The organism is Enterococcus sp. DIV0574 (assembly GCF_051711125.1).
In the GTDB taxonomy this organism is placed as follows: domain Bacteria; phylum Bacillota; class Bacilli; order Lactobacillales; family Enterococcaceae; genus Enterococcus_D; species Enterococcus_D gallinarum.
This window is the reverse complement of the sequence record NZ_JBIOMA010000001.1, coordinates 2,804,216-2,830,037: the sequence shown is the minus strand read 5'-3', so window position 1 is coordinate 2,830,037 and position 25,822 is coordinate 2,804,216. Positions and strand designations below refer to the sequence as shown.

24 protein-coding genes and 4 pseudogenes are annotated in these 25,822 nt (G+C 40.3%); 24 read left to right on the top strand and 4 right to left on the bottom strand.

Annotated features, from left to right (window positions below; all coding sequences use genetic code 11):
• The first annotated feature begins 317 nt into the window (after nt 1-317).
• The 7 genes and pseudogenes from IGJ45_RS13550 (at nt 318) to IGJ45_RS13520 (ending at nt 5,929) form a co-directional block, all read left to right on the top strand.
• Nucleotides 318-2,222, top strand: coding sequence for a heavy metal translocating P-type ATPase (locus IGJ45_RS13550; RefSeq protein WP_005225221.1), 1,905 nt, complete (start codon nt 318-320; stop codon nt 2,220-2,222).
• Between the two features lie 41 nt (nt 2,223-2,263).
• A pseudogene (locus IGJ45_RS13545) lies at nt 2,264-2,932 on the top strand (HAD-IC family P-type ATPase); the annotation flags it as partial.
• A gap of 63 nt (nt 2,933-2,995) precedes the next feature.
• Nucleotides 2,996-3,232, top strand: coding sequence for a heavy-metal-associated domain-containing protein (locus IGJ45_RS13540; RefSeq protein ID WP_003125446.1), 237 nt, complete (start codon nt 2,996-2,998; stop codon nt 3,230-3,232).
• A gap of 1 nt (nt 3,233) precedes the next feature.
• Nucleotides 3,234-3,785 (top strand): Dps family protein, encoded by a 552-nt coding sequence (locus tag IGJ45_RS13535; RefSeq protein ID WP_005237709.1) that lies wholly within the window; start codon nt 3,234-3,236, stop codon nt 3,783-3,785.
• Between the two features lie 16 nt (nt 3,786-3,801).
• Complete coding sequence (locus tag IGJ45_RS13530) at nt 3,802-4,494, top strand: Crp/Fnr family transcriptional regulator (RefSeq protein WP_005225225.1); 693 nt, start codon at nt 3,802-3,804, stop codon at nt 4,492-4,494.
• 265 nt (nt 4,495-4,759) lie between these two features.
• Nucleotides 4,760-5,144, top strand: a pseudogene (locus tag IGJ45_RS13525) (transposase); the annotation flags it as partial.
• 164 nt (nt 5,145-5,308) lie between these two features.
• A complete protein-coding gene (locus IGJ45_RS13520; protein WP_005237707.1) occupies nt 5,309-5,929 on the top strand; it encodes a CadD family cadmium resistance transporter in 621 nt (206 codons plus the stop codon).
• Nucleotides 5,930-6,035: 106 nt separating this feature from the next.
• Here IGJ45_RS13520 and IGJ45_RS13515 read toward each other — a convergent pair.
• Nucleotides 6,036-7,447 (bottom strand): IS3 family transposase gene (locus IGJ45_RS13515; RefSeq protein ID WP_438768691.1). Its coding sequence is split into 2 segments (ribosomal slippage): nt 6,036-6,979 and nt 6,979-7,447, totalling 1,413 coding nucleotides; the frame shifts between segments, so codons are not numbered across the junction.
• Between the two features lie 157 nt (nt 7,448-7,604).
• Here IGJ45_RS13515 and IGJ45_RS13510 point away from each other — a divergent pair.
• The 3 genes and pseudogenes from IGJ45_RS13510 (at nt 7,605) to IGJ45_RS13500 (ending at nt 9,054) form a co-directional block, all read left to right on the top strand.
• Nucleotides 7,605-7,769 (top strand): hypothetical protein, encoded by a 165-nt coding sequence (locus tag IGJ45_RS13510; protein ID WP_005470389.1) that lies wholly within the window; start codon nt 7,605-7,607, stop codon nt 7,767-7,769.
• Nucleotides 7,770-8,248: 479 nt separating this feature from the next.
• Nucleotides 8,249-8,595 (top strand): annotated as a pseudogene (locus IGJ45_RS13505) (RNHCP domain-containing protein).
• A 30-nt stretch (nt 8,596-8,625) separates the two neighbouring features.
• A complete protein-coding gene (locus tag IGJ45_RS13500; protein WP_086268995.1) occupies nt 8,626-9,054 on the top strand; it encodes a VOC family protein in 429 nt (142 codons plus the stop codon).
• Between the two features lie 166 nt (nt 9,055-9,220).
• Here the strand turns inward: IGJ45_RS13500 and IGJ45_RS13495 are convergent, their stop codons facing one another.
• Nucleotides 9,221-10,522 (bottom strand): PTS sugar transporter subunit IIC, encoded by a 1,302-nt coding sequence (locus tag IGJ45_RS13495; protein WP_029486393.1) that lies wholly within the window; start codon nt 10,520-10,522, stop codon nt 9,221-9,223.
• Nucleotides 10,523-10,533: 11 nt separating this feature from the next.
• Entirely contained in the window at nt 10,534-11,151 is a 618-nt protein-coding gene (locus tag IGJ45_RS13490; RefSeq protein ID WP_003125462.1) for a hypothetical protein, read from the bottom strand.
• Nucleotides 11,152-11,191: 40 nt separating this feature from the next.
• On the opposite strand from IGJ45_RS13490, the gene IGJ45_RS13485 reads away from it, so the two are divergent.
• From IGJ45_RS13485 to IGJ45_RS13435, 11 genes and pseudogenes are all read left to right on the top strand, one after another.
• Nucleotides 11,192-11,884, top strand: a complete 693-nt coding sequence (locus IGJ45_RS13485) for a MurR/RpiR family transcriptional regulator (RefSeq protein ID WP_096710774.1) — start codon at nt 11,192-11,194, stop codon at nt 11,882-11,884.
• A gap of 193 nt (nt 11,885-12,077) precedes the next feature.
• Nucleotides 12,078-12,800 (top strand): ABC transporter ATP-binding protein, encoded by a 723-nt coding sequence (locus tag IGJ45_RS13480; protein WP_096710773.1) that lies wholly within the window; start codon nt 12,078-12,080, stop codon nt 12,798-12,800.
• Between the two features lie 13 nt (nt 12,801-12,813).
• Nucleotides 12,814-12,939 (top strand): annotated as a pseudogene (locus IGJ45_RS13475) (MazG-like family protein); the annotation flags it as partial.
• 225 nt (nt 12,940-13,164) lie between these two features.
• Complete coding sequence (locus IGJ45_RS13470) at nt 13,165-13,638, top strand: hypothetical protein (protein ID WP_005470395.1); 474 nt, start codon at nt 13,165-13,167, stop codon at nt 13,636-13,638.
• Nucleotides 13,639-14,353: 715 nt separating this feature from the next.
• The gene (locus tag IGJ45_RS13465) at nt 14,354-16,159 is read left to right on the top strand and encodes an ABC transporter substrate-binding protein (RefSeq protein ID WP_096710772.1); all 1,806 of its coding nucleotides are present in this window, start codon (nt 14,354-14,356) and stop codon (nt 16,157-16,159) included.
• Between the two features lie 32 nt (nt 16,160-16,191).
• Entirely contained in the window at nt 16,192-17,172 is a 981-nt protein-coding gene (locus tag IGJ45_RS13460) for an ABC transporter permease (RefSeq protein ID WP_096710771.1), read from the top strand.
• Complete coding sequence (locus IGJ45_RS13455) at nt 17,169-18,029, top strand: ABC transporter permease (RefSeq protein WP_005470399.1); 861 nt, start codon at nt 17,169-17,171, stop codon at nt 18,027-18,029. Before IGJ45_RS13460 ends, IGJ45_RS13455 begins: the two co-directional genes overlap by 4 nt.
• Nucleotides 18,022-19,182, top strand: a complete 1,161-nt coding sequence (locus IGJ45_RS13450) for an ABC transporter ATP-binding protein (RefSeq protein WP_231455630.1) — start codon at nt 18,022-18,024, stop codon at nt 19,180-19,182. The genes IGJ45_RS13455 and IGJ45_RS13450 overlap by 8 nt, the downstream gene beginning before the upstream one ends.
• A complete protein-coding gene (locus IGJ45_RS13445; RefSeq protein ID WP_005470403.1) occupies nt 19,166-20,146 on the top strand; it encodes an ABC transporter ATP-binding protein in 981 nt (326 codons plus the stop codon). The genes IGJ45_RS13450 and IGJ45_RS13445 overlap by 17 nt, the downstream gene beginning before the upstream one ends.
• A gap of 365 nt (nt 20,147-20,511) precedes the next feature.
• Nucleotides 20,512-20,928, top strand: a complete 417-nt coding sequence (locus IGJ45_RS13440; protein WP_096710769.1) for a PTS sugar transporter subunit IIA — start codon at nt 20,512-20,514, stop codon at nt 20,926-20,928.
• Complete coding sequence (locus IGJ45_RS13435; RefSeq protein WP_231455631.1) at nt 20,925-21,416, top strand: PTS sugar transporter subunit IIB; 492 nt, start codon at nt 20,925-20,927, stop codon at nt 21,414-21,416. Before IGJ45_RS13440 ends, IGJ45_RS13435 begins: the two co-directional genes overlap by 4 nt.
• Nucleotides 21,417-21,627: 211 nt before the next feature.
• On the opposite strand, the gene IGJ45_RS13430 is transcribed toward IGJ45_RS13435, so the two are convergent.
• Entirely contained in the window at nt 21,628-22,623 is a 996-nt protein-coding gene (locus IGJ45_RS13430) for a LacI family DNA-binding transcriptional regulator (protein WP_003125476.1), read from the bottom strand.
• A 179-nt stretch (nt 22,624-22,802) separates the two neighbouring features.
• Between IGJ45_RS13430 and IGJ45_RS13425 the strand changes: the two genes are divergently transcribed.
• From IGJ45_RS13425 to IGJ45_RS13415, 3 genes are read left to right on the top strand one after another with little or no spacing between them, the layout of a single operon-like run.
• On the top strand, nt 22,803-24,122 hold the full coding sequence (locus IGJ45_RS13425; protein ID WP_005470407.1) for an ABC transporter substrate-binding protein: 1,320 nt from the start codon (nt 22,803-22,805) through the stop codon (nt 24,120-24,122).
• Nucleotides 24,122-24,997: a carbohydrate ABC transporter permease gene (locus IGJ45_RS13420; protein ID WP_003125478.1), complete on the top strand. Its 876-nt coding sequence runs from the start codon at nt 24,122-24,124 to the stop codon at nt 24,995-24,997. Before IGJ45_RS13425 ends, IGJ45_RS13420 begins: the two co-directional genes overlap by 1 nt.
• 58 nt (nt 24,998-25,055) lie before the next feature.
• The gene (locus tag IGJ45_RS13415) at nt 25,056-25,820 is read left to right on the top strand and encodes a carbohydrate ABC transporter permease (RefSeq protein ID WP_021150439.1); all 765 of its coding nucleotides are present in this window, start codon (nt 25,056-25,058) and stop codon (nt 25,818-25,820) included.
• The last annotated feature ends 2 nt before the right edge of the window (nt 25,821-25,822 follow it).

Sequence of the window (25,822 nt, the reverse complement as noted above, 5' to 3'; positions counted from 1 at the left end):
GATTAAATGAACTAGGCAATTCTGGAAGAAAAGCTATTTTTCCGGGATTGCTTTTTTGTTGCAATCCGATTCGAGGTGCTTAGAAACGATAAAAGAGAACTTTCTAAACTTGATAGCCGTAAATTTTTATTCGATAAAAAGAGGGTATCGTTATAACTGTAAAGAGGAATAAGTGTCATTGAGGCTGTTAGATCAAAAAAATAGTGAGAAGGGACACGTATTTTTTCAAAACTTGATGTCAGTCAATTAATTACTTAGGCAATTATCTTATACTGTGTTTATCAATAAAAGAGAAATTAAATTTGGAGGGAAAAAGCATGCAACAATATATATTAAGCAAGAAAAATGTTATCACCGTCATCAGTGGATTGTTAATCGCACTCGGTTTCTTCAGTCACTTTGTTTTAGAAAACGTAGGACTTTCAGAGTGGTCTTTGATCATCGCCTCTGTCTTTGGGATTACGCCAATTGCCATTCAAGCGTTTCAAGCAATGAAAGTCAAAGTCATCAGTATTGATGTCTTAGTCAGTATTGCAGCGATTGGTGCGCTTTTTATTCAAAATTATGAAGAATCGGCTATTGTCACGTTCTTATTCTTATTCGGACACTACTTGGAACAACGAACATTGAACCAAACGCGATCTGCTATCAAAGAATTGACTGAAATGGCACCCGAAAGCGCCTTGAAACAAATGGATAATGGCGAATTTGAAGAAGTAGAAGTGGATGATGTAGATGAAGGGGATATCTTGCTCGTTAAAACGGGTGCGAAAGTTCCAGTGGATGGCACAGTCCTTACGGGCGAAGGGCATATCAATGAAGCTAGCATTACAGGGGAAGCTGTTCCGGTCAACAAGCTAGCTGATGCAGAAGTTTTTGCAGGAACCATTTTAGAAAACGGAACGATTCAAATCAGAGCTGACCGAGTTGGTGAGGACACCACATTTGGAAAAATTATTGAACTCGTGGAAGAAGCACAAGATTCTAAATCCGAAGCGGAACGGTTCATTGATCGCTTTTCTAAATACTACACACCAGCTGTCTTGGTTCTGGCAATTGTTGTATGGGCGTTCAGTCAAAATATTGAGTTAGCAATCACCATCTTGGTTCTAGGTTGCCCAGGCGCATTAGTTATCGGAGTGCCTGTCTCAAACGTTGCCGGTATCGGGAATGGTGCTCGTAACGGTGTTCTTTTAAAAGGGAGTGAAGTCATTCAAGACTTCAGCAATGTGGATACAATTGTATTTGATAAGACAGGTACTTTAACTGTCGGAAACCCAACCGTTGCAGCGACTGAACTGTATGAAAAAGATTCTGCTGAAACGCTTGGCTATCTGGCCAGTGTGGAACGGGAATCAGATCATCCATTAGCAAAAGCGGTCTTAAATCAAATTGGAGAAACAAATTTTTATCCTGTTGAAGGAACTGAAGTCGTGAAAGGCGGCGGAATCGTTTCAAGTGTAGCTGGACATAGAGTGGCTGTTGGGAATGTGGCCTTGATGGAAAAAGAAAATGTCACTCTCAGCAAAAAAGTGCAAAAAGATGTCAAACGGTTTGAACAACAAGGGAACTCTCTCGTTTTGACAGCGGTCGACGGTGAATTAAAAGTACTGATGGGCATTCGCGATCAAGTCCGTCCGGGTGTGAAAGCTAATTTGCAGGAATTAAAAGACTTGGGCGTGAAAAATCTAGTCGTTCTTTCAGGAGATAACCAAGGAACCGTTGATGTGGTCGCCGGCGAACTTGGTTTGACCGAAGCTCACGGCCACATGTTGCCGGAAGACAAATCGGCTTATATCGGAAAACTTCAACAACGTGGTCAAATTGTAGCCTTTGTTGGAGATGGCGTTAACGATAGTCCGTCCTTAGCTTTAGCAGACATTGGAATCGCAATGGGAAGCGGAACGGACGTAGCGATTGAAACATCCGATGTCGTTTTAATGAACTCGAACTTCAGCAACTTGCCTCACGCATTAGGATTAGTAAAAGCCACCGCAAATAATATGAAGCAAAATATCGTGATTTCAATTGGAGTAGTGTTGGTCTTGTTGACCAGCGTCTTCTTCAGCGAATGGATGAATATGTCTATCGGAATGTTGGTTCATGAAGGTAGTATCTTGGTGGTAATTTTCAATGGCATGAGATTAATGAAGTATAAGTTGAAAGGTCGAAAAGAACAAAAAGAAGTATCAGCACCTGCAGAGAAAGTAAAAATATCTTAAGAATAAATTAGAAGAGGCTGAGACAATAGTCCATCCTTGAAATGACAAAAGCGGAAACTCAGATTTTTAAATCTGGGATTTTCCGCTTTTTTGAGTTCTTGAAAAAAAAGAAGAGTATTGTATTAACGACAGTTGATCGTAAGTTAATTATTTTAATGGGAATCCGTGACCAAGTTCGAGCAGGTGTTAAACAAGACCTACAAAAATTAAAATCACTTGGTGTTAAAAATCTCACTGTATTATCAGGGGATAATCACGGCACAGTTAATTTAGTTAAAAAGGAGCTAGGATTAACCGAGGCTCATGGCGATATGTTACCTGAGGACAAGCAAGCGTTTCTAAAAGAAAGACAGTCTACTGGTGAAATTATTGCTTTTATTGGTGATGGTGTGAACGATAGCCCTTCTCTAGCTACTGCAGAAGTAGGGATTGCTATGGGAAATGGGACAGATGTGGCTATTGAAAGTTCAGATATTGTTCTAATGAATTCCAATTTTAATCGTCTCCCCCATGCTTTAGGTTTAGCTAAAGGGACATATGCGAATATGAGACAAAATATTCTAATTGCTGTTGGTGTGGTGATAATATTATTGGTTAGTTTAATATTTAGTGAATGGATGTCTATGTCGATAGGTATGTTAGTTCATGAGGCAAGTATTTTAGTAGTTATTTTAAATGCAATGAGATTAAGAAGATATCAATTAAGATAATTGATCTATGTCAATTATCTTAAAAGAAATGTCCTGTATAATTTATTTAAAGGAGTGATAGATATGACTAAAGCAACATTAAAATTAGAAACATTAACTTGTCCATCATGTTTACAAAAAATTGAAAGTGGTTTAAAACAGACAGCTGGTGTAGAAAAAGATTCTGTAAAAATACTGTTCAATGCAAGTAAGGTAAAAGTAGATTTTGATGAAGAACAAGTCAATTTGAGTACAATTGAAAGAGCTATTGAAAACCTAGGATATTCAGTTATTAGTTCAAAAGTAAAGGAAGGTGTATAAAATGACAACAGCAAATGAAAGACAAGAAAAATTAGCTGCTGAAAAAGCATATAAAGAACACATTCATCATACTAAGATTAATGCTGTAGCTGTCACAGATCATATACTTGCTAATATCCATACCTTACATGTAAAATTACATCAATATCATTGGTATGTAAAAGGCACAAATTTCTATTCATTGCATAGTGTTTTTGAGAATTTATACAATGAGAATGAGACATGGTTTGATAAGATTGCAGAACGTTTACTAGCTTCAGGATTTAAGCCAGCTTCAACAACTACTGAATTTCAGGAATTTACAATAATTTCTGAAGATCCGTCTGAAAAATATTATTCTGCTGAAGAAATGGTCATACAGTTAGTAGAAGATTTTAGGACTAATCGTGAATTCACCGTTCGTGCAATGCGTTTAGCACAAGAAGAAGCAGATGATGCATTAGAAGATTTACTAATTAGTTATAAAGATTACTTAGATATAAATATTTGGCAACTTCAAGCCTTTGTTAACAAGGATGCGTTAGAAGATGATGACTATATAGATAACGATTAATTAGGAGGAAAGTTGTATGGCACACCATCACCACCATAGTCATATAGATTGTATACGTTTAGTTCCGATTTTTAATCACCTAAATGAAGAACAAATGAGTTTAATTGCGCAATCAGCGCAAGAAGTACATTATGCAAAGAATGCGTTGTTATTTGGAAATGGTGATAAAGATGACACACTTTATATTATAAATAATGGGCGTGTACGTGTTTATAACTTAAATGAATCTGGTCGTGAACAAACTGTACGCATATTAAATCCTGGTGATTTTATGGGAGAAGTGGCTATTTTTCAAACTGAAAGTTACCATTCTAATTATGCTGAAGCAATATCAGAAGTGAGCATATGTAGAATTCATAAAAAGGATATGGATGACTATTTAGGCGCTTACCCAGAAATTATGAGAAGAATACTATCAGATGTTACGAAACGTTTACAGGTATCAGAAAAGCAAACGATGCAAGTTGGTATGGAGCAAGTAGAGTCTCGTATTATTGATTTTCTATCAGAATACGTTGAAGATGAAGAAAACCATACTTATGTGACTTTACCAATGTCGAAAAAAGATCTAGCCTCGTACTTGGGTACAACCCCAGAAACAATAAGTCGTAAGTTCTCATCATTGGAAGAGAGAGGTTTAATTAAACAGCATACTCAAAAATATGTTGAGATATTTGATTTAGATAAGTTATTATTTGCATCAAGTTAAGTTAAATGGTTCTGTGTCAAATAGTATTGGTCACCAACACTATTTATCATAGAACCCAATTTTTTAGTACAATGATCCATGGTGATATCCTTTCTTGGTGTAGTTTTGTTTTAGAAGCCTAAAATGGTAATTATGATATTGATTTTTGGGATTCTTTTCCAGCTGGAATGGACGAGTTAGCGAAAATTTTTAGAATGGTTGTCATGGGTGAAGATACCGTAAAAGGAATTGCAGTAACTATGGAAATATTGCGGATGCAGCGACTATAGCTAAAGAAGCCTTAGAGGCGTTCTGTGACTTAATACAAGAAGAAGGAAAAGGTTACTTTAAAGATCCAGAAAAAATTGCCAAATCATTCAACGTGCAATTACCATGAGTTATCGGTTAGGTAGACTTGCACAAGAATCCAGCAATGTCGTTCTAAGTGTTCTTGTACGTGAAATTCGTGCGCTTGAAAAGAACATCAAAGACTTGGAAAAGCAATCAAGCAATTATTTGTCGGCATTCGAGAATATCAATATTTGCCCGGTGTTCCAGGTATTGGAAAGGTGTACTCCACTTAATTAATCGTTGAAATCGGTCAAATTGAACGATTGGAAAATCAAACAAAATTGGCAAAATATGCAGGCTTATATTCGAAAGTCAAACAAGTAGTCACCGAATTCCAGTTAGAAACTACTTTGTAACTACGTTTTGAGGAGGAGTAAAATGCTTTCCTACGTTCGATATTACCCACTAGCGATAGCTAAATTAATGTGTCTGTGCTCCCCTAAAATCTGCTGATTTATTACTGACTAATACAGGAGGTTTTTTTATGGGACAGACAATCATATCTGCTATCGGTGTTTATATTTCCACCAGTATCGATTATTTAATTATATTGATTATTTTATTTGCACAGCTATCACAGAATAAACAGAAATGGCATATTTATGCGGGGCAATATCTAGGCACAGGCTTACTTGTAGGGGCGAGTTTAGTTGCTGCTTATGTCGTCAATTTCGTGCCTGAAGCATGGATGGTTGGATTGCTTGGTTTAATCCCTATCTATTTAGGGATTCGCTTTGCAATTGTTGGAGAAGGTGAGGAAGAAGAAGAGGAAGAAATTATTGAAAGATTAGAACAAAGCAAGGCAAATCAACTGTTTTGGACAGTTACATTGCTGACAATTGCGTCTGGCGGAGATAATTTAGGTATCTATATACCTTATTTTGCTTCGTTAGATTGGTCACAGACCCTCGTGGCGTTGCTTGTGTTTGCAATCGGCATAATTATCTTTTGCGAGCTTAGTCGGGTGCTATCCTCTATTCCGTTAATATCCGAGACAATTGAAAAATACGAGCGAATCATTGTGCCCTTAGTATTCATTCCACTTGGACTATACATCATGTATGAAAGTGGCACGATAGAGACTTTTCTGAACTTTATTTTATAGATAAAAAAGCCCCTTAAATGGAAAGCCCCTTATGTAGTGACCCCAAAAAGTTAGACTTTTATGGAGTGGAGAAATCCACTCCTTTTTTGTATGATAAGATTAACTGTTAGACAGCTGTTTTTACAGCTTCTCGAAACTGAACCGGACTTCGCCAATTTAATTTCTTTTTGATGCGTTTATGGTTGTAATAATAGATATATTGGTCAATTTTTGTTTTCAATTCATCTAAACTCCGATAGACTTCTCCGTGAAAAATCTCTTGCTTTAATAAACCAAAGAAGTTTTCCATAGGTGAGTTATCTAAACAATTCCCTTTACGAGACATACTCTGGAAGATTTTATGCTGCTTCAATTTATTCTTATAAGCATTCATTTGATAGGCCCATCCTTGATCTGAATGGAAGGTTCTACGAAATGGATAATCATTTGTCATCTGGATTGCTTCTTCTAATCCTTCCATTATGGCTAGTGCGTTTGGTTTTTCAGAAATCCGATAAGATAGAATTTCACTATTGTAGAAATCCATGAAAGGATCTAAATACAGCTTTTTCTGACGAACGACACCTGTGGTGTCTACTTCATAATACTTAAACTCTGTGGTATCAGTTGTAATTTTTTGGTGACAGATATTTGTATAAAACCGACGATGAATACGATTTTTGGCGACAGTGCCAACCTTCCCACGATAAGAATTGTACCGTCGAGATTTTCGAGTGTAAGACTTTACTTCGATACCTAGTTTTTTTATCAGACGTTGAATCTTCTTTTTATTGACATGAATCCCTTGATTCTCTAATTCTTTTTTTAGTCGCAGACAGCCGTAATCTTTATGATCTTTGCGAATTTCAAGCATTTTTTCTTCAATTTCTTGGTCTGGGTTTGGTCTGTCAAACCGTTTCTGCCAATACATATAGGTTGCTTTAGGAAATTTCAATGTTTCAAGAAGCTCAACTAGTTTGAATGATCCTCGGAGGCTGGCGATGATTCGTGCGATTGATTCTTGCGTCTTTGCTGGGCTTCCTGTTTTCGCAGCTTCCTCAACTCTTTTAAAAAGGCATTCTCAATTTGAAGGGATCGGACTTGCTTTTCTAATGCCTTGATACGATCGCGTTCTTCAGTTGTTGTATTTTCTTTTTTGTTTTCTTTTTTTCTAGTCAAAGTAAGTGGTCGCCCTTTCTCTTTTGAGAGCCCCTCAATACCTGCTTCTCTGAAATTACGCATCCAATTGGCAATAAGCGCAGGGTTGTTCATTTCTAAAGTGCTAGCAACTTCTCGATAGGACATCTCACTTGTTTGATATAACTCTAGCGTATTTAACTTAAATTGAACAGAATATTTCTGATTTTGATGCTTTCTCAATAGACCTTCCTCTCCGTATTCACGATAGACATTCACCCAATTACTTACTTGAGACTTGCTTGAAATACCGTATTTGTTGGCAAGATACCGATATCCGCCCACGCCACTAAGATATTCTTTAACGATTTTTAGTTTTAATTCAAAAGGATATTTTGCCATACAAATAACGACCCCCAAAAGTTAGATTTTTTGGTCTAACTTTTGGGGGTCGCTTCATTAAATGGGGCTTTTCTTATATTTTTTTGAAACCTAACTTCAAACCCCAGATACGTTTTTTTACCGCTAATTCGCCAAACCAAAGAATGGAGGACTTAGCGTGGATCCAGAGAACCAAATGATGCGTATTCAAGAAGTGGGTGCTGGCGAAATGAGTGCGCAACAGTTACGTATCACGAAAGAGGATGACGATGTTTATTCTTTAATGTTGGATGAAGCAATGCAAGAAGGGGAGCCGTTGATCGTTCAGCTGGATCTAAAATAAAGTCAAAACCAGCCGTAGAAAAATTTTTTTCGACCAGTACAAATAAAAACCGATTTTCTTTTTTTAGAAAGTCGGCTTTTAATAACGAAGCTAATTTAGTTGAAGTAGTTGCTCAATAATCGAAGAGCTGCCTGGTAAAAATAAAAGTAGACTACCTATGACTAACAAGATCCCTAAAACAAAACAGGCTATTACGAATTTGGTTGATCTAGATACTTCTTTATTTGAAACACTTATGATCAACAAAGTTATACCGACAGCTAACGTTAAAAAATACCAAAATCCCATTGTTATCGCCCACTTTCTTTGAATAGTTTTTACTTTCAAACTGTTTAATAAATTTTATCATAGACAAGAAGAACTAATCCTTATACAAGAAAAATATATGCAAAGTTTAAACTTTCTTATACTAAATAAACTAAGTATGTAGAAAATTGATCGTAAACCACCTTCAAGGAAACTGATAGAACAATTTAAAAATTGTTAGAGTTACTTTCAATTGTCTTGACAGTTTTATCTGTGAAGAATGCGGTCGACCGGTAAATCCTGAAAATGCAGGTAGTCAGCATCGCAACCACTGTCCCCACTGTTTAACGAGTCTTCATGCGGATACTCTTCCCGGAGACCGAGCTTCTTTGTGCGAGGGAAGATGGATCCTATCAGTATTTGGTCCAAGGAGGATGGCGAATGGGCAATCATTCACCGTTGCCGAAATTGTGGTACTCTAAAGACGAATCGAATTGCGGCTGACGACAATCAGGAAAAACTCATTCACTTGGCGACAAGAGCGATTCAGTACCCACCCTTTGCTATCGAGAACTGTTAACTGTTTTGGTTTATAACGAAAGGAGAGCCACTGATGTATCAAATCCACCACATTCAAATTACTGTCAACGATGTAAAAAAAGCGGAACCCTTTTATGATCAATTGTTCCATTTGTTAGGTTTTGATGTTCAAAAGAAATATTCAGGCTATCTCGAACATGCCGACATGGAAGTAGTAGAGTATTTGAGTGATACCTTTGATTTTGGAATCTGTTCGCCAAAGCAAGAATGGATCAATGAGACAATTGATTCTAGAAAGCCTGGTTCCCTCCAACACATTGCTTTTAAAGCAGAAAGCAGGGAAGCCGTAGACGCGATCTATCCAAAAATCAAAGCACTAGGAGTAAAGATTCTTCATGGGAAACCAATGGAATACAAAGAACGGATCGCGCCTAATTATTATGCACTATTCTTTGAGACGCCAGAAGGCCTCCGCTTTGAAATCTTTCATTATGCCTAAACCTGTGCTGACTTTTCAGGTCTTTTAAATGAAGGAGTTTTAACCAAAAAAGACAAATCCTTTTCTGATTCGAATCGAGTTGATTCGATGAATGGGAAAGGATTTGTCTTTTTTTTAGTATAAAGCAAAATCATTTAGCTGTTCTAGTTTTTGTTACGAAGAATGGTTATAGATTTTGATCGACTAATTTTGTCTTATTGTTCTCCATTACTTTAAAGAATGGATAGTATATGAAGATACTGATGACGATCAACAGTAGGCAAAAGAGAATGTTGCGCCAGTCCATACTTGAAAGATAAGCTTGTGCAAAAAACGGTGTGAAGGAAGGATCAACAATAAAGCCAATTCCGATCCATCCAAGACTCTGAGCAAAGTAGGTCAGCAATAACGAAATGATCGGAGTGACCAAAAATGGGATTGCTAGAATGGGATTAAAAACGATTGGTAAGCCAAAGATCACTGGTTCGTTGATGGAGCAGATTCCAGGAATCAAGGATAATTTTCCGATGGTGCGATATTCGGGAACTTTGCTTCGCATCATCAATAAAACCAATCCCAAAGTACCACCAGCTCCGCCAAGGACTGAAATCCGAAACATTTGTAAGTTCATTAAGTGTGTCATGGTTTCGCCATTTGCCATTTGCTCGGCATTCAAGCCAGTTTGAGCCATTCCCAGTGTAAAGACGATGGGAAAGATGATTGAAGAGCCGTTGATGCCAAACAGCCATAAGATATTGCCCAAGGTCACGATCAACAAGAAACCGCCGAGACTGCCAGCGATGTTCGTTGCAGGAGTCAGAACTTCCATCACTGCTTCAGGAAAGATTTTGTTTGTTGCTGCTAAGAAGATCAAATTGATCCCATAGAAGATGATGATATTTGTCAACAGCGGAACGAGCATATTGATGAAGGTTGCCACCATGGGTGGAACGGTATCTGGCAGTTTCAATTTGATCTGTTTCACTTCAAACAAACGATTGATTTCTACCACTAACAAGCCGATGATGATTGCGACGAAGAGTCCGTTTGTTCCTAGAAAATTGAGGCTGATCGCGCCTTCTTTTACTGGTGTACAAACCATTAGAAAAATGACGGATGCAACCATACCATTCATGGAAGGGTTGATTTTGTATTCATTTGCAAGAGAGAAGGCAATCCCAAAGACGCTGATGAAACCAATGATGCCCATCGTCAATTGATAAGGCGCGGTGATGAGATCATAATTTGCTACAGCGAAATCTTTCCAGCCAGCCATAAATGTCATAAAGATATTGGCTGTTTCAGGATGGTACTGATCCATGTTGATGGGTGGGTTGGCAAAGATTAGAAAAAAAGAACCGATAACAATAAATGGTAGTCCAAACATCATACCGCTGGATATAGCTTTTAAGTGGCGCTGATTGCCGATTTTTGCTGCGATGGGGCTTAGGACGTCATTCAGCTTCATGATAAATGCAGAGTTTTCCATGTAACTTCCTCCTATACTTGCCAAGGATTGAATGAAAACGCGCTTGGCACAACGTGATCTGGATCATAGTTCTCGATGATTTTTTCGTATTGTTCTTTGTAGTCATTAGTGACTTTTGCTTGTGGGATTACTTTGCTGGCTTCATGTAAGAAATGTTCGGAACCACGGCCCATTTCCTGTCCGCGGACAGTATGTTTATCCAAGGCAATATCAGGAATTTCTGGAACATAGCCCATCGCGAAACTCTTGATCACAATATTCTTGAGTAAGTCTGATGAGCGGTCTTTTTCCGACTGGCATAAGTAACGAATCGCATGGAAGAAATACATCGCCCGGTCGGATTCGTTGTATTGGAATTCCTTGCGCATCGTGTTTAAGTTATTGATCATAATGGCAGCCATTGGATTTCCCATACCTACATCTTCAACACTGATCGCTAGTAATCTTCTCCACAGTTTTTCTTCAAATTGCGGCGAGGTGATATACATTTCATAGGCAAATTCACATGCCTCTTTTTCTTTGCCTCGACGGATCGACTTTTGCAATGCCGAGATAACTTCATCTCCGCGTAAGCCGTTGCGGGTCGTCATTTTTGCCCAGGGATCTTGAATAAATTTCGTTTCTGTCATGATATAATACTCCTAATTGATAAAATTTGAGGTGGATCTTATGGATGTTGAAATGCTTATAGATAAATACCAACTGAATGATTCAGAAGCAGAAGTCTTGCGTTTTATGAAAAAAAATCGACAGTCATTAAAAACAATCGGGATTCGTGATGTGGCTAAAGCAACCTATGTCTCTACAGCAACAATCATCAATATGGCCAAGAAAATTGGCTATTCCGGTTATAGCGAGTTGGTTTTTGCACTAGGTAACAGCCAATCGGACATTGCGATGCCAAGCACTTTCTCCAATGAGGAAAAGGCGGCATTTATCGATTTACTCTCTGAGTATCGCAACAAGCGCATCATGATCCTTGGCTCCGGTTTCTCTCAGAATCTCGCCAATTATTTTTCGGAATCTCTTAATTTATATGGCTTTCGTGCGACTGCCAATAGCCATCTGGAATTTCTTAGACAGCAAGTGCAGCAAGACATTCTGCTCGTTATTATTTCTAATTCTGGGGATACAGTTCGGTTAGCTGAGCTAGCGAAAATGGCTAACGACCACCATATCGATGTGATTGCTTTTGTTGGTCAAAAAAATTCAAAAATCGGCAGCCTAGCCACACTGACCATTAGCACAGAAACATATACTCCCCAAAGAATCTCCGATTACCAACCGAATCTTTTCTTTGGCACAACACTGAACCAATTTGAGCTTTTGCTAAGTGCAGCACTGAAGGCTATTTTTGAATAGAAGAACGATGTGGCCACTGTTTCTTCAAAACCTAGTATAAAGAATCTCTTTTGAAATGTAAGTGTTTTCCCTTTGTTCTGAACATGTTTAGGAATTTGCAAACTTGTTTAGAAAAAAATTTCCATTCCCTCCACTATCCCATCATTGTTTGATTTTCGGCTAAACTGAGTCCAGATCAGATGGGAGGGAATGTATGAGCAAACAAGCAGCGATACAGGTTCATGGATTGAGCAAAACATTTGGGGAGAAACGAGTGATTGATGATCTTAGTTTCACAGTCGAAAGGGGCACCATCTTTGGTTTGTTAGGACATAACGGGGCAGGGAAATCCACGACGATCGATTGTATTTTGGGCACACAAAAATGTGATTCGGCAAGGATCTCGCTTTTGGGAAGAGATCCTAAGGCTGAACGGAAACGACTGTTTCAGTATGTAGGGGTCCAATTCCAAGAATCTGCCTTTCAAAATCAATTAAAGGTAAGAGAGATTTGCGAGATCACCCATTCGTTGTACGAAAACCCGCTAAACTGGATGCAGGCGCTCCATGAATTTGGTCTTGCCTCTAAATTGAATTCATTTCTCGGAACATTATCGGGGGGCGAGAAACAGAAGCTATGTATCCTTTTGGCTATCATGGGGAATCCGCAAATCATTTTTTTGGATGAATTGACAACCGGACTGGACCCCCAGGCCAGGCGCGAGGTTTGGCGATACTTGCTCGCTTTGAAAGACAAGGGGGTCACTATCTTTCTGACCTCTCATTACATGGATGAAGTGGAAACGCTGTGTGATCGGATTCTAGTGTTAAACAAAGGCAAAGAAGTTGCCAGCGGGACGGTAGCTGATATTCTATTAAAAGTGAATAAGAAGAATCTCGAAGAGGCTTTCTTGACGCTTGTTGGGGAGGAAGTGTAGGAATGAAAACATTTATATGCTGGCGGATAATCTAAAGCTGGATGTTGATGAGATCATCAAAGAGAAACTGCAGAAAAATGCGGTGAAATATCCGGTGGAACAAAGTAAGGACTCCAAAAAGAAATACCGGGAGTTGTGAGTATTAGTTTTGACGTAAGAGACCAGAATCGGAAGGATTCTTGGTCTCTTTTTGTGTAGAGAGTCATACTAGGAGTAACATTTTCATAGTATTATTTAGGTCGGTAAATCCAATGAAATAGAGTTGCAGACAATGAAAAATTAGTTTAACTTTTTGATAAAATTATATAGTTTGATATTAAATATTTATGATGTGCTGCGATTATAATACCAAAGGAGGAAGTAGATGTTAAAGAAGTTTAGACCAAAGAACAATGCTCAGTATTGTTTATCAGAAATTTTATTTGATTTCTATACAAAAAAGGATCAAAGCGGCGTGGTGAAAGATATCTTATACACGCATGTAAAACAAGTGCGCACAAAAGCAGAATTAGTAGAACTGATTGATAGGGTTGCGGAAGAAGATGCGTTTATTTTGCGATTTTGGAGCACACGTTTTTCTAATACAGAAAAAGAGCTGCTTACATCATATGACAAAATGTCTTACTCGATGTCTGCGTTATCGATTATCTTAGCTATGTTGGCTTTGACATTCGAAATAAAAAGTCCAGAATTCACATTACCTGTGTTTTTGTTGTTGGTTCTCATTGCTGGGTATTACTTGCGTATTCCTTTTAATAAAGAGAAGGATAAATATTTGACTGTGATTTACTTATTAGACGAAGCACTGCGAAAGAAGGAACAAAACAAAGACCAGTAACTGCCCTACGGTTTGTGTTCTTAAAAGAAGAGCAGCAAGTCCTGTACATCCGTTTGATTCTTGTTAAAACAATAGAAATATCAAGGATAATCTCCATATCTCAATAAAATACTGCCATATTTTGAATGTTTTGTTCGTTTTTCCTCTGATGTTCGCTTGCAACCCCTTCCAAAATCGGCTACACTTATAACCGAATAGAAACCAAAAAAATAGGCACCTCGCAACTCTGTTGGCGCAGAGCGGCGAGGCCCTGATCAGTCAGCACTTTAACCAAGATGACCAATCAAGTTGCCATAGTTGAACGCCATCGGCATCAACGTGTTTATTGTACCCAAAATTTCCCTTCATTTCTAGTAGCGGGGTGTTTTTTTGGTAAATTTTCGCGGGATGCTAGACGCTTATTTTGCTATGTCAAAGGCATTGGACAGTCTTGTCCGATGCCTTTTTTGTTGTCTAAACATTCATGCGCAGAATCGTTTTTGACAAATGGCAGGCATAAAAGCCTCGTAATGATAATGCTTACTGATAAATAGGTAGTCATAGCTGAACGAATAGTAAGTCGTTACATTCGTCGGGTGAACAATCCTTCTATCCTAGGTCCAGAAGTTGGCAAGCCTTGGTTTCTATTCACCTATGGTTGATCCGATAGTTATTGGAGACAATCCGTCAATCGTTATCGGATCAACAGGGATCATATTAGCTGAGGAGTGAACACATGAAAAAATTCAAAGGGCTGGTTTGCTTGGGTGCATTCTTTCTCTTAACGGCCTGTGGAGAAGAAACAAAGGAGACCGATCAAACAGCGCAGGACTCTCAAACATTAGTGATCAATGGCGATTATGTTGTTCCGCCAACTGCCCATGGCAATCCTTATATTAGTGGTTTTATTGGTGGTGGGATTGAACCTTATGTGCAAGAAGCGTTGTTTTCATTCACCCCAGTAGGTGAAGGCGGCGAGAATTTCAAGCCTAGGCTAGCTTCGAGTTACAGCATTGATCAAAATGTGATCAATATCACACTGAAGGAAGGTATCAAATGGAGTGATGGCAGCGACATCACTGCCCAAGATGTACTGACCAGCTACCAAATGTGGGTTGGTAAGAAACAGATTTGGGAATTTTTAGAGAAAATTGAAGTCCCGGATGAGCAAACAGTGGCGTTTTATTTCAAAAATGAAAGTCACTTGATGCTGAATCTACTGACTGATGTAAAGGTATCTGCTCGTTTCGAGGAATACGGTGATTGGGCACAGCAATATCAAGGCATCGCTGATGCAGAGCGGGAATGGCATGATGAGACCAATACGTATTGGTATTCAGAAGCAGGAAATGAACAATTACAAATCCTTAATGAAGAATTGGAAGGATATATGCCGCAAGTGACAGATATGGTTGGTTCGGGCGCATTTACGATTGCTGCTCTTTCTACCAGTGAAGCAGTCTTGGAGAAGAATGAACATTTTTATCAAGAGACTGGCATCGATTCATTAACGATTATTCGCGCTGTCACACCTGAAGTAGCTGCCAACAGTATGATCGATGGGACTCTCGATATGCACAGTGGCGGTATGACAGAAGATTTGATTCGCCAAGTTGAAAGTAAGTTGGACCATTTTACTGAATTTTATTTACCAGAGTATTCACAAATGTCCGTAGTTTTCAATGTAAAGCAGGCTTTTGCCCAGGAGCTGGCTTTCCGCGAAGCTGTGGCCTATTTGGTGAATCCTGATGAAATTCTTCCGTTAGCAGAAGTCGGCAGTATGCCAAGTGAGACGGGGAGTACAGGATTGCCGCTTTCTTTACAAGAAGTTTATGGATTGACAGATTGGGTGCAGTCGGAGCTCACCGCACGAGAATACAATGTTGAGCAAGCGGAAGCCGTCTTATTAGCAGCTGGTTGGAAAAAAGAAGATACCTGGATCGATGCGCAAGGAAATAAAGTGGCCTTTGATTTTGCTTGCAATAATGGCTGGGGTTCAGCTTTGTTGCCGGGAGAAGCGATCGTTAATGAATTGAATAGTTTTGGCTTTGATGTGACATTTCTGCCAATGGAAGGCGCTTCTTATGATGCGTATTTGAGAAATGGAGAGCACACTGTTGCTATCGAATTTGCCCCGCCTTCTAATATTCTTTATGCCAATCCTTATGGGACGTATGAACAATTATATAAGGGCCGCAGTTGGCTATTCGGGCTTGAAACGGAGCCAACAGGAGAATTATACTTGACCAACGCTCAAGGGAAAGTTGATGTGATCGCTTTAACGAATCATCTGTTTGACAGTGAGGGAGACGATTTTATTGCGACCACCAAAGAATTGATGGCAGTGACAAATGAGCATATCTTGTTCATCCCTTATCTAGAAAAAGGTTTTCCAGTGCGTGTCCTTAATCGGGCTATCGACTTTCAAGTTCCTGCAAACCAATTGGTTCAAGACCCACGCTTTATTGGCGTTGGCGAATCAATGTTTTCTTCATTGATTGCGGAAGGAACGCTGCGAAAGAGCATGGGAATCACTGATTAAACAAATAGACTGGAAGGAGGCGTGTATAAGAAATGAAGAAATTAGCGAATGTTTTCTTTACGATAACCGCAGGCGTCTTTATGACTTTTTTGATTATCAAAATCATGCCTGGCGATCCAGTAACGATTTTGTCAAATGAGCTGCGAAGTACGCAAGGAATCTCAGAAGCGGATGCTATGAGCCGAGCAATCAGTATGCTGAATTATGATCCATCTCAGCCATTGCTGCAGCAGATCGGCCATTTCATTCTGCAGCTCTTAAGAGGAGATCTAGGCACCTCGATCCGTTTTCGGACGCCTGTTTTATCCATTGTTTTAAGTGCATTGCCTTGGACGCTTTTTTCAGCAGGCGTGGCTACTATTCTTTCTTACATGGCAGGCACACGAATCGGTTTGATGGTTGCATGGTCCAAGAATAAACGCTTAAATACGGTTACAGAAACGCTGACCTCCATGGTTGGTTCGTTTCCGGATTACCTCATTGGTTTCTTCTTGGTCTCTTTGTTTGCCGTGCAGCTTGTCTGGCTGCCGAGCCGCGGTGCCTATGGATCACAAGTGACGGTTGGTTTGAACCTTCCGTTTCTCATTAGTGTGGCACGTCATGGGATATTGCCTATCAGCGCCATTTTTGTTGTTTATTTGGCGAACTGGATTCTGAATATGCGGGGAAGTGCTATGAATGTTATGCACCAAGAATACATCAAGTATGCCCGTGCGCGTGGGTTGAGCGATGGTGTGATCCGCAAGAAATATGTCGGTAAGAATGCTCGCTTACCCATGATTACTACATTAGGAACGACTTTTGGTCTTTTATTGGGCGGTGCGCCTTTGATTGAGAACATCTTTTCTTATCCAGGATTGGGCTATTACTTGAACACAGCTATTGCGGTGCGTGATATTCCTTTGATGCAAGGGATGTTCTTTATGATCATTGTCACAGTAGTTGGTGCCAATGTCATTGTAGATACACTATATGGCTATTTGGATCCTCGATTAAGGAGGCAGACAGAATGAAACAATTGTCTTCTTTTATCAAAGTGATTCGTGCAAATCGTCAAGCGGCTGTTGGAATGTATTTATTACTGATTTTAGTTGGTTTCGCTCTTTTTGGGCAATGGCTGATTGGCGACTTGCCCGCAGATTATACCAATCGATTATTAGGTCCCTCTTTGCAACATCCTTTAGGAACCGATTTTACTGGTAGAGATACATTGCTGCAGTTTATTTTAGGAACGAGGGATGTCGTCCTAATTGCCTTATTTTCAGGTTTTTTCTCGATTTTGATTGGGATGTCGATTGGCATTGTTGCGGGATTTGTGGGAGGAGCAACAGATAAACTCTTGATGTTCCTCACGAATGTTGTTTTGACGATTCCTTCTTTTCCCGTACTTATGGCACTTTCTTTGGTGATCAGTGCGGGAAATGTTCTGGCTTTTGGTTTTCTTTTGGCGATTTGGAACTGGGCAGGGTTAGCTCGCAGCGTTCGGAGTCAGGTCATGACATTGCGGGGAAGTGAGTACATTCTGGCTAGCCGGCTTTTGGGAATGTCTAAGGGATATATGATTCGGCAAGATATTTTACCTAGTCTGATCCCTTATATTGCAATCAATTTTGTCTTGATCATGCGGGCATCGGTTCTTGCTTCTGTCGGCTTGATGTTGCTTGGATTGGCACCTTTTAAAGGGGAGCATTGGGGAATCATGCTGAATTTGGCAATGACCAAAACCGGTGCCATGTTTGGATCCTCAGCTGCTATTTATTTGATTACACCGATTGTTGGCATCGTTGTTTTCCAGTCGGCCTGCTTTCTTTTTTCAAAAGGATTAGAAGATGCCTTTAATCCAAGGATTAGGAGTGAGATCGATGGGTAAGATACTTGAAGCAGACCAGCTAACTATAGGGTTTCGTCGTCACGCAACTTCGAAAAGTAGATCAAAATGGCGAATCAGTCGGAATCCTGACAAGCCGTCACGAAAGAATCAACTAAAGCCAGCAGGTTCAAACGCGCATGGAGAACGAGGGGGATCAGAAGCTTCGGAGATGCTTTTGAAGCAGATGGATCGTGGAACGATCAATGCAGTGGATCGAGTATCGTTAACGATTGAAAAAGGAGAGATTCTGGGAATCATTGGTGAGAGCGGCAGCGGAAAGTCCACATTGGCTTTTGGCCTTTTAAACTTGATTGATGAGCCAGGAGAAATACTGGCTGGACAAGTATATTATTGGCAATCTGGGGAGGCAGTTGACTTTCTTTCCTTGCCTTCACAGGAAGGGAATCGTTACCGCTGGCGGGAGATCGCAACGGTTTTCCAGGCGGCACAAAGTGCGTTGAATCCGATCTTAACAGTAGAGGAACATTTCTATGAAACAGCAGTAGCCCATCAAAAAACGGGCGATGCTCTACTGGATGCCAAAATCAATGATTTGCTGCAATATGTGCGATTAGATCAAGGAGTCAGAAAAATGTACCCCTTTGAATTAAGCGGCGGGATGAAGCAGCGAGTGCTGATTGCATTAAGTTTGCTGCTTGACCCGCAGGTGATTATTCTTGATGAACCTACGACAGCGTTGGACGTGATTACTCAATGGCATATTCTGGCTATTTTGCGGAAAATCAATCAAGAGAAAGGAATTACGATTGTTTTTCTTACCCATGATCTATCAATTGTTAGTTCAATGGTAGACCGTATTGCTGTGATGTATGCTGGACAACTGGTAGAAGTAGGCGAGGTGAGTGCCGTCATGACGCATCCTGCCCACCCATATACCAAAGCGTTATTGGCGGCAATTCCTAGCTTGACGGATGCTATTGATACACGTTCATCGATTCAAGGAGTGGCTTTTGATTTAGCTAAAGCGGACGCGACCTGCCGCTTTAAAGAACGATGCCCTTTCGCTGTGCGCATTGCTTGTGATGGCAGCGAGGAGACTTGCCATATGCTTTTTCCTGTCAGTAAACAACAAGCTGCGCGATGTATCCACTTCAAACAGGTAGAGGAGGAAGACCATGAGTCCATTACTTGAATTAGTAGCTGTCCACAAAGCTTTTTCGCCAAATGAGCCAGCGATTCTCCGAGGAATCGATTTGTCGCTTGCTCCAGGAGAAAGCTTGGCATTAGTAGGAGAAAGCGGCTGTGGCAAGACGACATTAGGAAAGCTGATCACGGATCTCCATCAACCTACAGCGGGAAAGGTACTTTATAAAGGTCAAGACTTGCGCACGATGACAAAGAAAGAATATCAGGCGTATCGCCTCAAAGTGCAAATGATCCAGCAAGATTCCTTTGCGGCACTCAACCCTTACAAAACGATTTTCCATTCACTGCAAGCAGCGATGCGAAAGCATGGATTCGCTAAGGATCAGAATGAAGCGCGAAGGAAAGTGCATGGGCTATTAGCCGATGTCGGGTTATTTCCTACAGAACAGTTCATTGATAAATACCCGCATCAGTTAAGCGGCGGACAACGGCAACGTGTACTGATTGCACGGGCATTATCTGTAGAACCAGAATTGATCGTGGCAGATGAACCTGTTTCAATGGTAGACGTGTCTCTAAGGATCTCCTTGTTGAAGTTGTTGCGGAGAATGAATCAGAAGTATGGAATTTCTTTTGTTTATATTACGCACGATCTTGCCACTGCCCGTTATATTTCAGATCGTGGGAAACTCTTAGTCATGTATTTAGGAGAAGTGATGGAAGTCGGTGATATTCGACAAGCCACCAATCATCCGAATCATCCATATTTTCGGGCATTAGTAGCAGCCGTCCCGCAAGGAGTCGCTAACCGGCAATACACTGTCCCAGATTTGCCTTTGAAAGGTATGGATATTCCTGACATCAAGCAATTACCAACTGGCTGCATTTTTCATCCTCGCTGCATCTACGCGACAGAAAAATGCCACATGCAAAAACCCCGATTGATCCAACAAGGGGCGGCGGAAGTTGCTTGTTTTCATCTAAATGAGATCGAAGAAAGTTTTCAGTGATTATCATGCAGCAAACCGCAAGCATATACCCGTAAAGAAGTGTTCTGTTTGATGGACAGTGATACAACATTTATCTTTTAAGAAAAGCGCCTAGGCAATGATTTGCTTGTCTAGACGCTTTTTTGGTTTATCAGTTTATCAGCGGTTGGTTTGGCAGCAAGTCGTTACACCAAGAGTTGCAATAAACTAAGACTTCCTTCTAATGTTCTCTCCAATACTGCCCTCCAACACTCCCGCCCAAGACTCTCTCAGCACGCTTTTTCCCAGTGTTGAATGCTGATAGAATCCTTGCTATGACAGCGCTTTATGAATTTGGCACGCCTTTTGCTTATAGAAAGGTGTAAACAGACAGGAGGGTTAATGATATGGCAACAATCATTCTAGCAAGCTATGGAGAGTTATCTCAAGGATTAAAACAGACTGCTGCAATGATTATAGGAGATCATTCGAACATTTATGCATTATCTGCTTTTCGAGACGAAGATCAACCGATGACAGAGCAAATTCAGAATATATTAGCCAAAGTAGACTTGGCAGACACGTATATTCTTACAGATATTCTTGGAGGGAGTGTCAACAACGACCTGCTGAGGGTCGTTCAAGAGCACCCCGATTTGGAACTGATCGCTGGAATGAATCTTCCATTGGTGATCACGCTTGCGACACAAGTCAACCGAGTCTCGCAAGAAGAATTAGCAGCTATTATTCAGGAAAGTCAGCAATCTATTGTAAATTGCAAGAAATTACTAGTCGAAGCAACAGCAGAGGAGGATGAATTATGATCAAATTAGTACGGATCGACCATCGTTTGTTACATGGTCAGGTTGTTTTTTCTTGGAGTAAGTTTTTTAATATCAACCGCATTATTGTCGCAAACGATGAAGCTGCCAATGATGAATTCAAGAAGATGTCGTTGAATCTTTCCAAACCGGCGGGTATCAAGCTGACGATTTTAGCAACGGATCAACTAATTGCTAAAATGCCTAAGATCGAACAACTCGCCGAAAACATCATGATCATTTTTGGGAATACCCATGAGACGCGGCGATTTATCGAAGCATATCCTAAAGTCAAAGAGATCAATTATGGCGGAATCATCAAAAAAGCCGGTTCAAAGCAATACAGCAATGCCATTTTTTTGACAGATGCGGAAGCAGAAGCAACCAGCAGTCAAACGATCACTTATAGCAACGCCAATCTAGGGGAACAAACCATCACAGTCACAGGAGGAAGCACCGGTCCGTGGATCCTTGCCGGAATTGCCTCGTGATTGCAGGTTATTCTTTTTGGAAAATTAGAGGGAAATCTCTTAAAGCAATCAAGAATTAATTCGCCTTCTTTTCTGGTTTGCTGCTTGATCCAATGACTCTCGTTTCTCTTGGAGATTCGCCTGCTTCGCTTAGGGGGAAGTAACCAGTACAATAGATTCAACAAAAACAAAGCGCTAAATTCTACCTTGTGGGAGAATTTAGCGCTTTGTTTTAATTTGCTTTAATAAGTCGAACAGATTCTCGGATGTTCAGCTGCGGAACGATTTGCTGATGGACGATTGGCTCTTGGGGATGGGCGATTCGATGGACCAATGTTCGAATCGCCAACTGGCCCATAAACTGCAGATCGGTAGCGATATTTGTCAATTGAGGAATCGCCATGCGTGTAAATTCAGTTTCATCAAAACAAATCACACTGATATCTTTGGGGATCGTGTAACCAGAAGATTGAAGATAACTGTTTAACATGAAAGCTAGCCCAGAATTCACGCAAAACCATGCATCTGGCATTTGTTTTATATTCTTTAAGCTGTTAAATAAAGCACCTTGAGATTCTTCAATTTCTGTGATTTCAATCGTAGGATCATGTGTTAGATTGTGTTCTCGTAAAGCCCGTTGATACCCGCGATAACGCTCAAGATAGCTGGGAGAAAATGCTGTATCACCAATAAAGCCAATTCGCTTCATTCCATTTTCAATCAGAAGTGAGATGGCTTGGAACGTTCCGTCGGTGTTTTTTGTCAAGATGGCATCTGCTGTGAGTGAAGGATCATGGTGATCGATCAATGTGACAGGAAGCCCAGTATCAATTACTTTCTTGATGTAGGCATTTTTACTATGAGACAGGATCAGGATACCGTCATACTTTTTTAAGTTTGGCGGAAGCTTTAGGCTAAGTAAGTCTTCCTCTGTAATGGTATAAGTATCAAGTTTGATCGCTGTTTTTTGAGCTTCTACTTCTGCACTTTTAACGATTTCGCCAAAAAAACTCGTTTGAGAAAAAGCAAATTCGGTTGCCATCAATAAGAATGACATCGTGGTATCTTCATTCATCGTTTGATAATGATAGCCTAATTCATCTGCTTTGTTTTTAACGAGTAATTTGGTTTGTTGACTGACACCAGGCTTATTTCTCAACGCCTGTGAGACAGAATTTTTTGAGATGCCCAATGCATCGGCAATATCTTGCATAGAGGCTTTTTTCATATTTTCACCTTATTTCTCCTAGTCTTATATTGATTATACCATAATGTTACAAAATTAATAGCCTAAAACAATTACAAAAGTAATGTTGTAATTATAATTACGTAATGTTGACAATTAAAATGACGGGTGGTATGATGACGGTGTAAAAAGAAATCGCTTACTATTTAGGAGGAACGATCATGAAAATGAAAAAAATGCTTTTTGGTATTGCTGCGGTAGTGGCAGTGACAGTTTTATTCACTGGTTGTAGCAATCAATCAAAAGAGAGCGGTTCTGGGGCAACGGATGGGAAGACAAAGATTACTTTTTGGGCTGCACCCAATCCAACACAATTGAAGTATTGGCAAGAAATGGCCGCAGACTTTGAGAAACAAAATGAAGACATTACAGTTGAAGTTTCTCAAATGAAGGAAAGTCCATCTTCTGAAGCAACAATCCAAAGTGCGATTGCTTCTAACACCGCACCAACATTATCTGAAAACATCAATCGTAGTTTTGCTGCCCAGTTGGCTGCTAGTCAGGCTATTTTACCATTAGAAAAACAAGATTCTTTCGATACGATCGTCAAAGCTCGTAATATGAGTCAAACCATCGATAGTTGGAAATTCTCTGATGGTAGTCAATACGTGCTACCTGTTTATTCCAATCCGATTTTGTTTGGCTGGCGATTAGATAGTTTGAAAGAATTAGGCTTTGATGAAGTGCCAAGAACCTATTCAGATTTATTGAAAGTCGTCGACAAAATCAAAGGAACGGACAAAGCACTTTGGGCGAAAAAAGACTTAGCAGATCCAACGGCTTGGATGCGTTGGTTTGATTTCTTCCCACTCTACAATGCGGCCAGTGAAGGTGCGAGCTTTGTCGAAAACAATCAATTCACAGCTAATGAAGCAGCCATGACAGATGTATTTGGTTTGATGCATACATTAGCGGATGCAAAAGTACTGCGCACCGGTGAAGCAACGGATCCCTTTGAAAACGGCGATAGTATTATGACCGATTTGGGTCCTTGGACGTTCCCTAACTGGGAAGAAAAATACCCAGAGCTGAAGTTTGGTGAAAACTACACGGTTACTACGCCTGTGGTACCTGATGCTTTAGCGGATGCAGAACAAGTATCCACCTATGCAGATGCTAAAGGAATCGTGATGTACGCCCAAGCAACAGAAGAAGAACAAGCGGCAGCGATGAAATTCTTGGAATTTGTTTATTCAGATGAAAACAACGACATGAAATTACTAGAAATGACTTCGCTTATTCCAGCGCGCGATGATGCAACAGAAAACGATGCTTTCAAAGCCTACTTTGAAGAAAATCCAGCGATGAAAGTCTACGCAGAGAATGTACCGTATGCGGTTCCAGCAATGGACAACGAGAAATACAATGACATTCAGCAAGTATTTGGCGAACAAGCATGGGTGCCAGTTGTTCGGGGTGAAAAAGATGCGAAAACAGCTGTGAGCGATGCGAAGACAGCTGTCGAAGGGGCGCTACAATAATGAGTAAGAACACAAAATTGGGCTGGTCATTTACCAGCCCCTATCTGATTTTTACATTGATTTTCTTTCTACTTCCTTTATTTTGGTCATTTTGGCTAGCATTAACGAGTTGGAATATGATTTCACCGACCGTTGAATTTGTTGGATTTCAGAATTTTATTGATGCGATAAAAAGTCCAGCGATCCAATCTGCATTCGTCGTTACATATAAATTTCTGATTATCTTTGTACCAATGGCGCTGGTTCTTTCGATGGTGATTGCGCTATTAGTCAACAGCCTGCCAAAGCTGAAGGGGTTATACATGGTGGCTTTCTTCTTGCCTTACCTGTCAAGCGGGGTTGTCACTTCTTTGATCGTCAAAGGATTGCTTTCCTACAACGGTCCCTTTAATACCTTCTTGCGAACGAGACTAGGCTGGGATATTGATTGGCTAGGTAATCCCCATGCAGCCATCATCATCGTTTCTCTGATGATCGCTTGGAAGATGTCTGGCTACTATGCGCTGATCCTAATTTCGGGCTTAGGGAATATCAACAAAGAAGTGTATGAAGCAGCGGCAATCGATGGTGCGAGTCCTTGGACAAGGTTTTGGAAAATCACCTTTCCCATGTTGTACCCAGCATTCTTTACGGTTACAGTTCTGGCGGTGGGGATCAGCTTTGGTATCTTCACAGAGGTCTACCAGTTGACAGGAGGCGGACCAAACTTTGCGACCAATACATGGCAAATGGAAATCTACAATCAAGCCTTTGTTAATTTGAAATCCGGCTACGCGTCTGCAGTTGCACTAATGGCTTCTGTCGTTACTTTTGCATCTATCGGCGTTATTCGGAAGTTACTAGAAAAGTGGGGTGAAAAAAATGGTTGGCAATAAACGAACGAAGGGAAAGAACAGTGTCCTATATCTAGTAACCACCCTGGTGATGCTCCTCATGACGTTTCCTTTTGTCTATCTTGTTTTGCACTCGTTTGCTGCTTGGGATCAAGTCGATCGAAAAATTATCCCGACCACTTTTAGCTTACGTTCTTGGACGTGGCTGTTTGGCGGTTCGGCCACTTCAGCAGATGTTCCTTGGATCGGTGCATTCGTGAATACCACGATCGTGGCTACGATCGCAACGTTTTTAATGATGGTCTTTGCATTGATGGTAGGGTATGCGCTTGCCAAAATCGAATTTAAAGGGAAGAAATTCGTGAATCATTTTATTCTCTTTCAAATGTTTTTCCCAGCGATCATTTTGCTGATCCCCCAATTTCTAATGGTGACCAAAGTGGGATTATTGGATTCTTATGCTGGAATGATCATTCCGACTGCAATTAGTTTATGGGCGATTTTTATGTATACCAACTTTTTCAAAGCCATTCCCGATGCGTTGATCGAAGCTGCAAAGTTGGATGGGGCAACGGAAATGCAAGTGTTATTCAAAGTGGTATTGCCAATGTCTAAGTCGATCACAACGGTGATTTTTCTTTTCCTATTCACGGATCGTTGGACGAACCTGCTTTGGGATATGATCGTTTCAAAGAGTGACGCCACTGTTACGCTAAATGTCTTGATTTCGCAAATGTTTGGGCCTTATGGGACATATCCGGGACCAATGTATGCAGCCTCTGTGTTGCTCACGTTACCATTGATCCTTTTGTTTTTGATTTTTTCAAAACGATTCCAAGATGGAATGCAATTTACACTGAAGTAAGG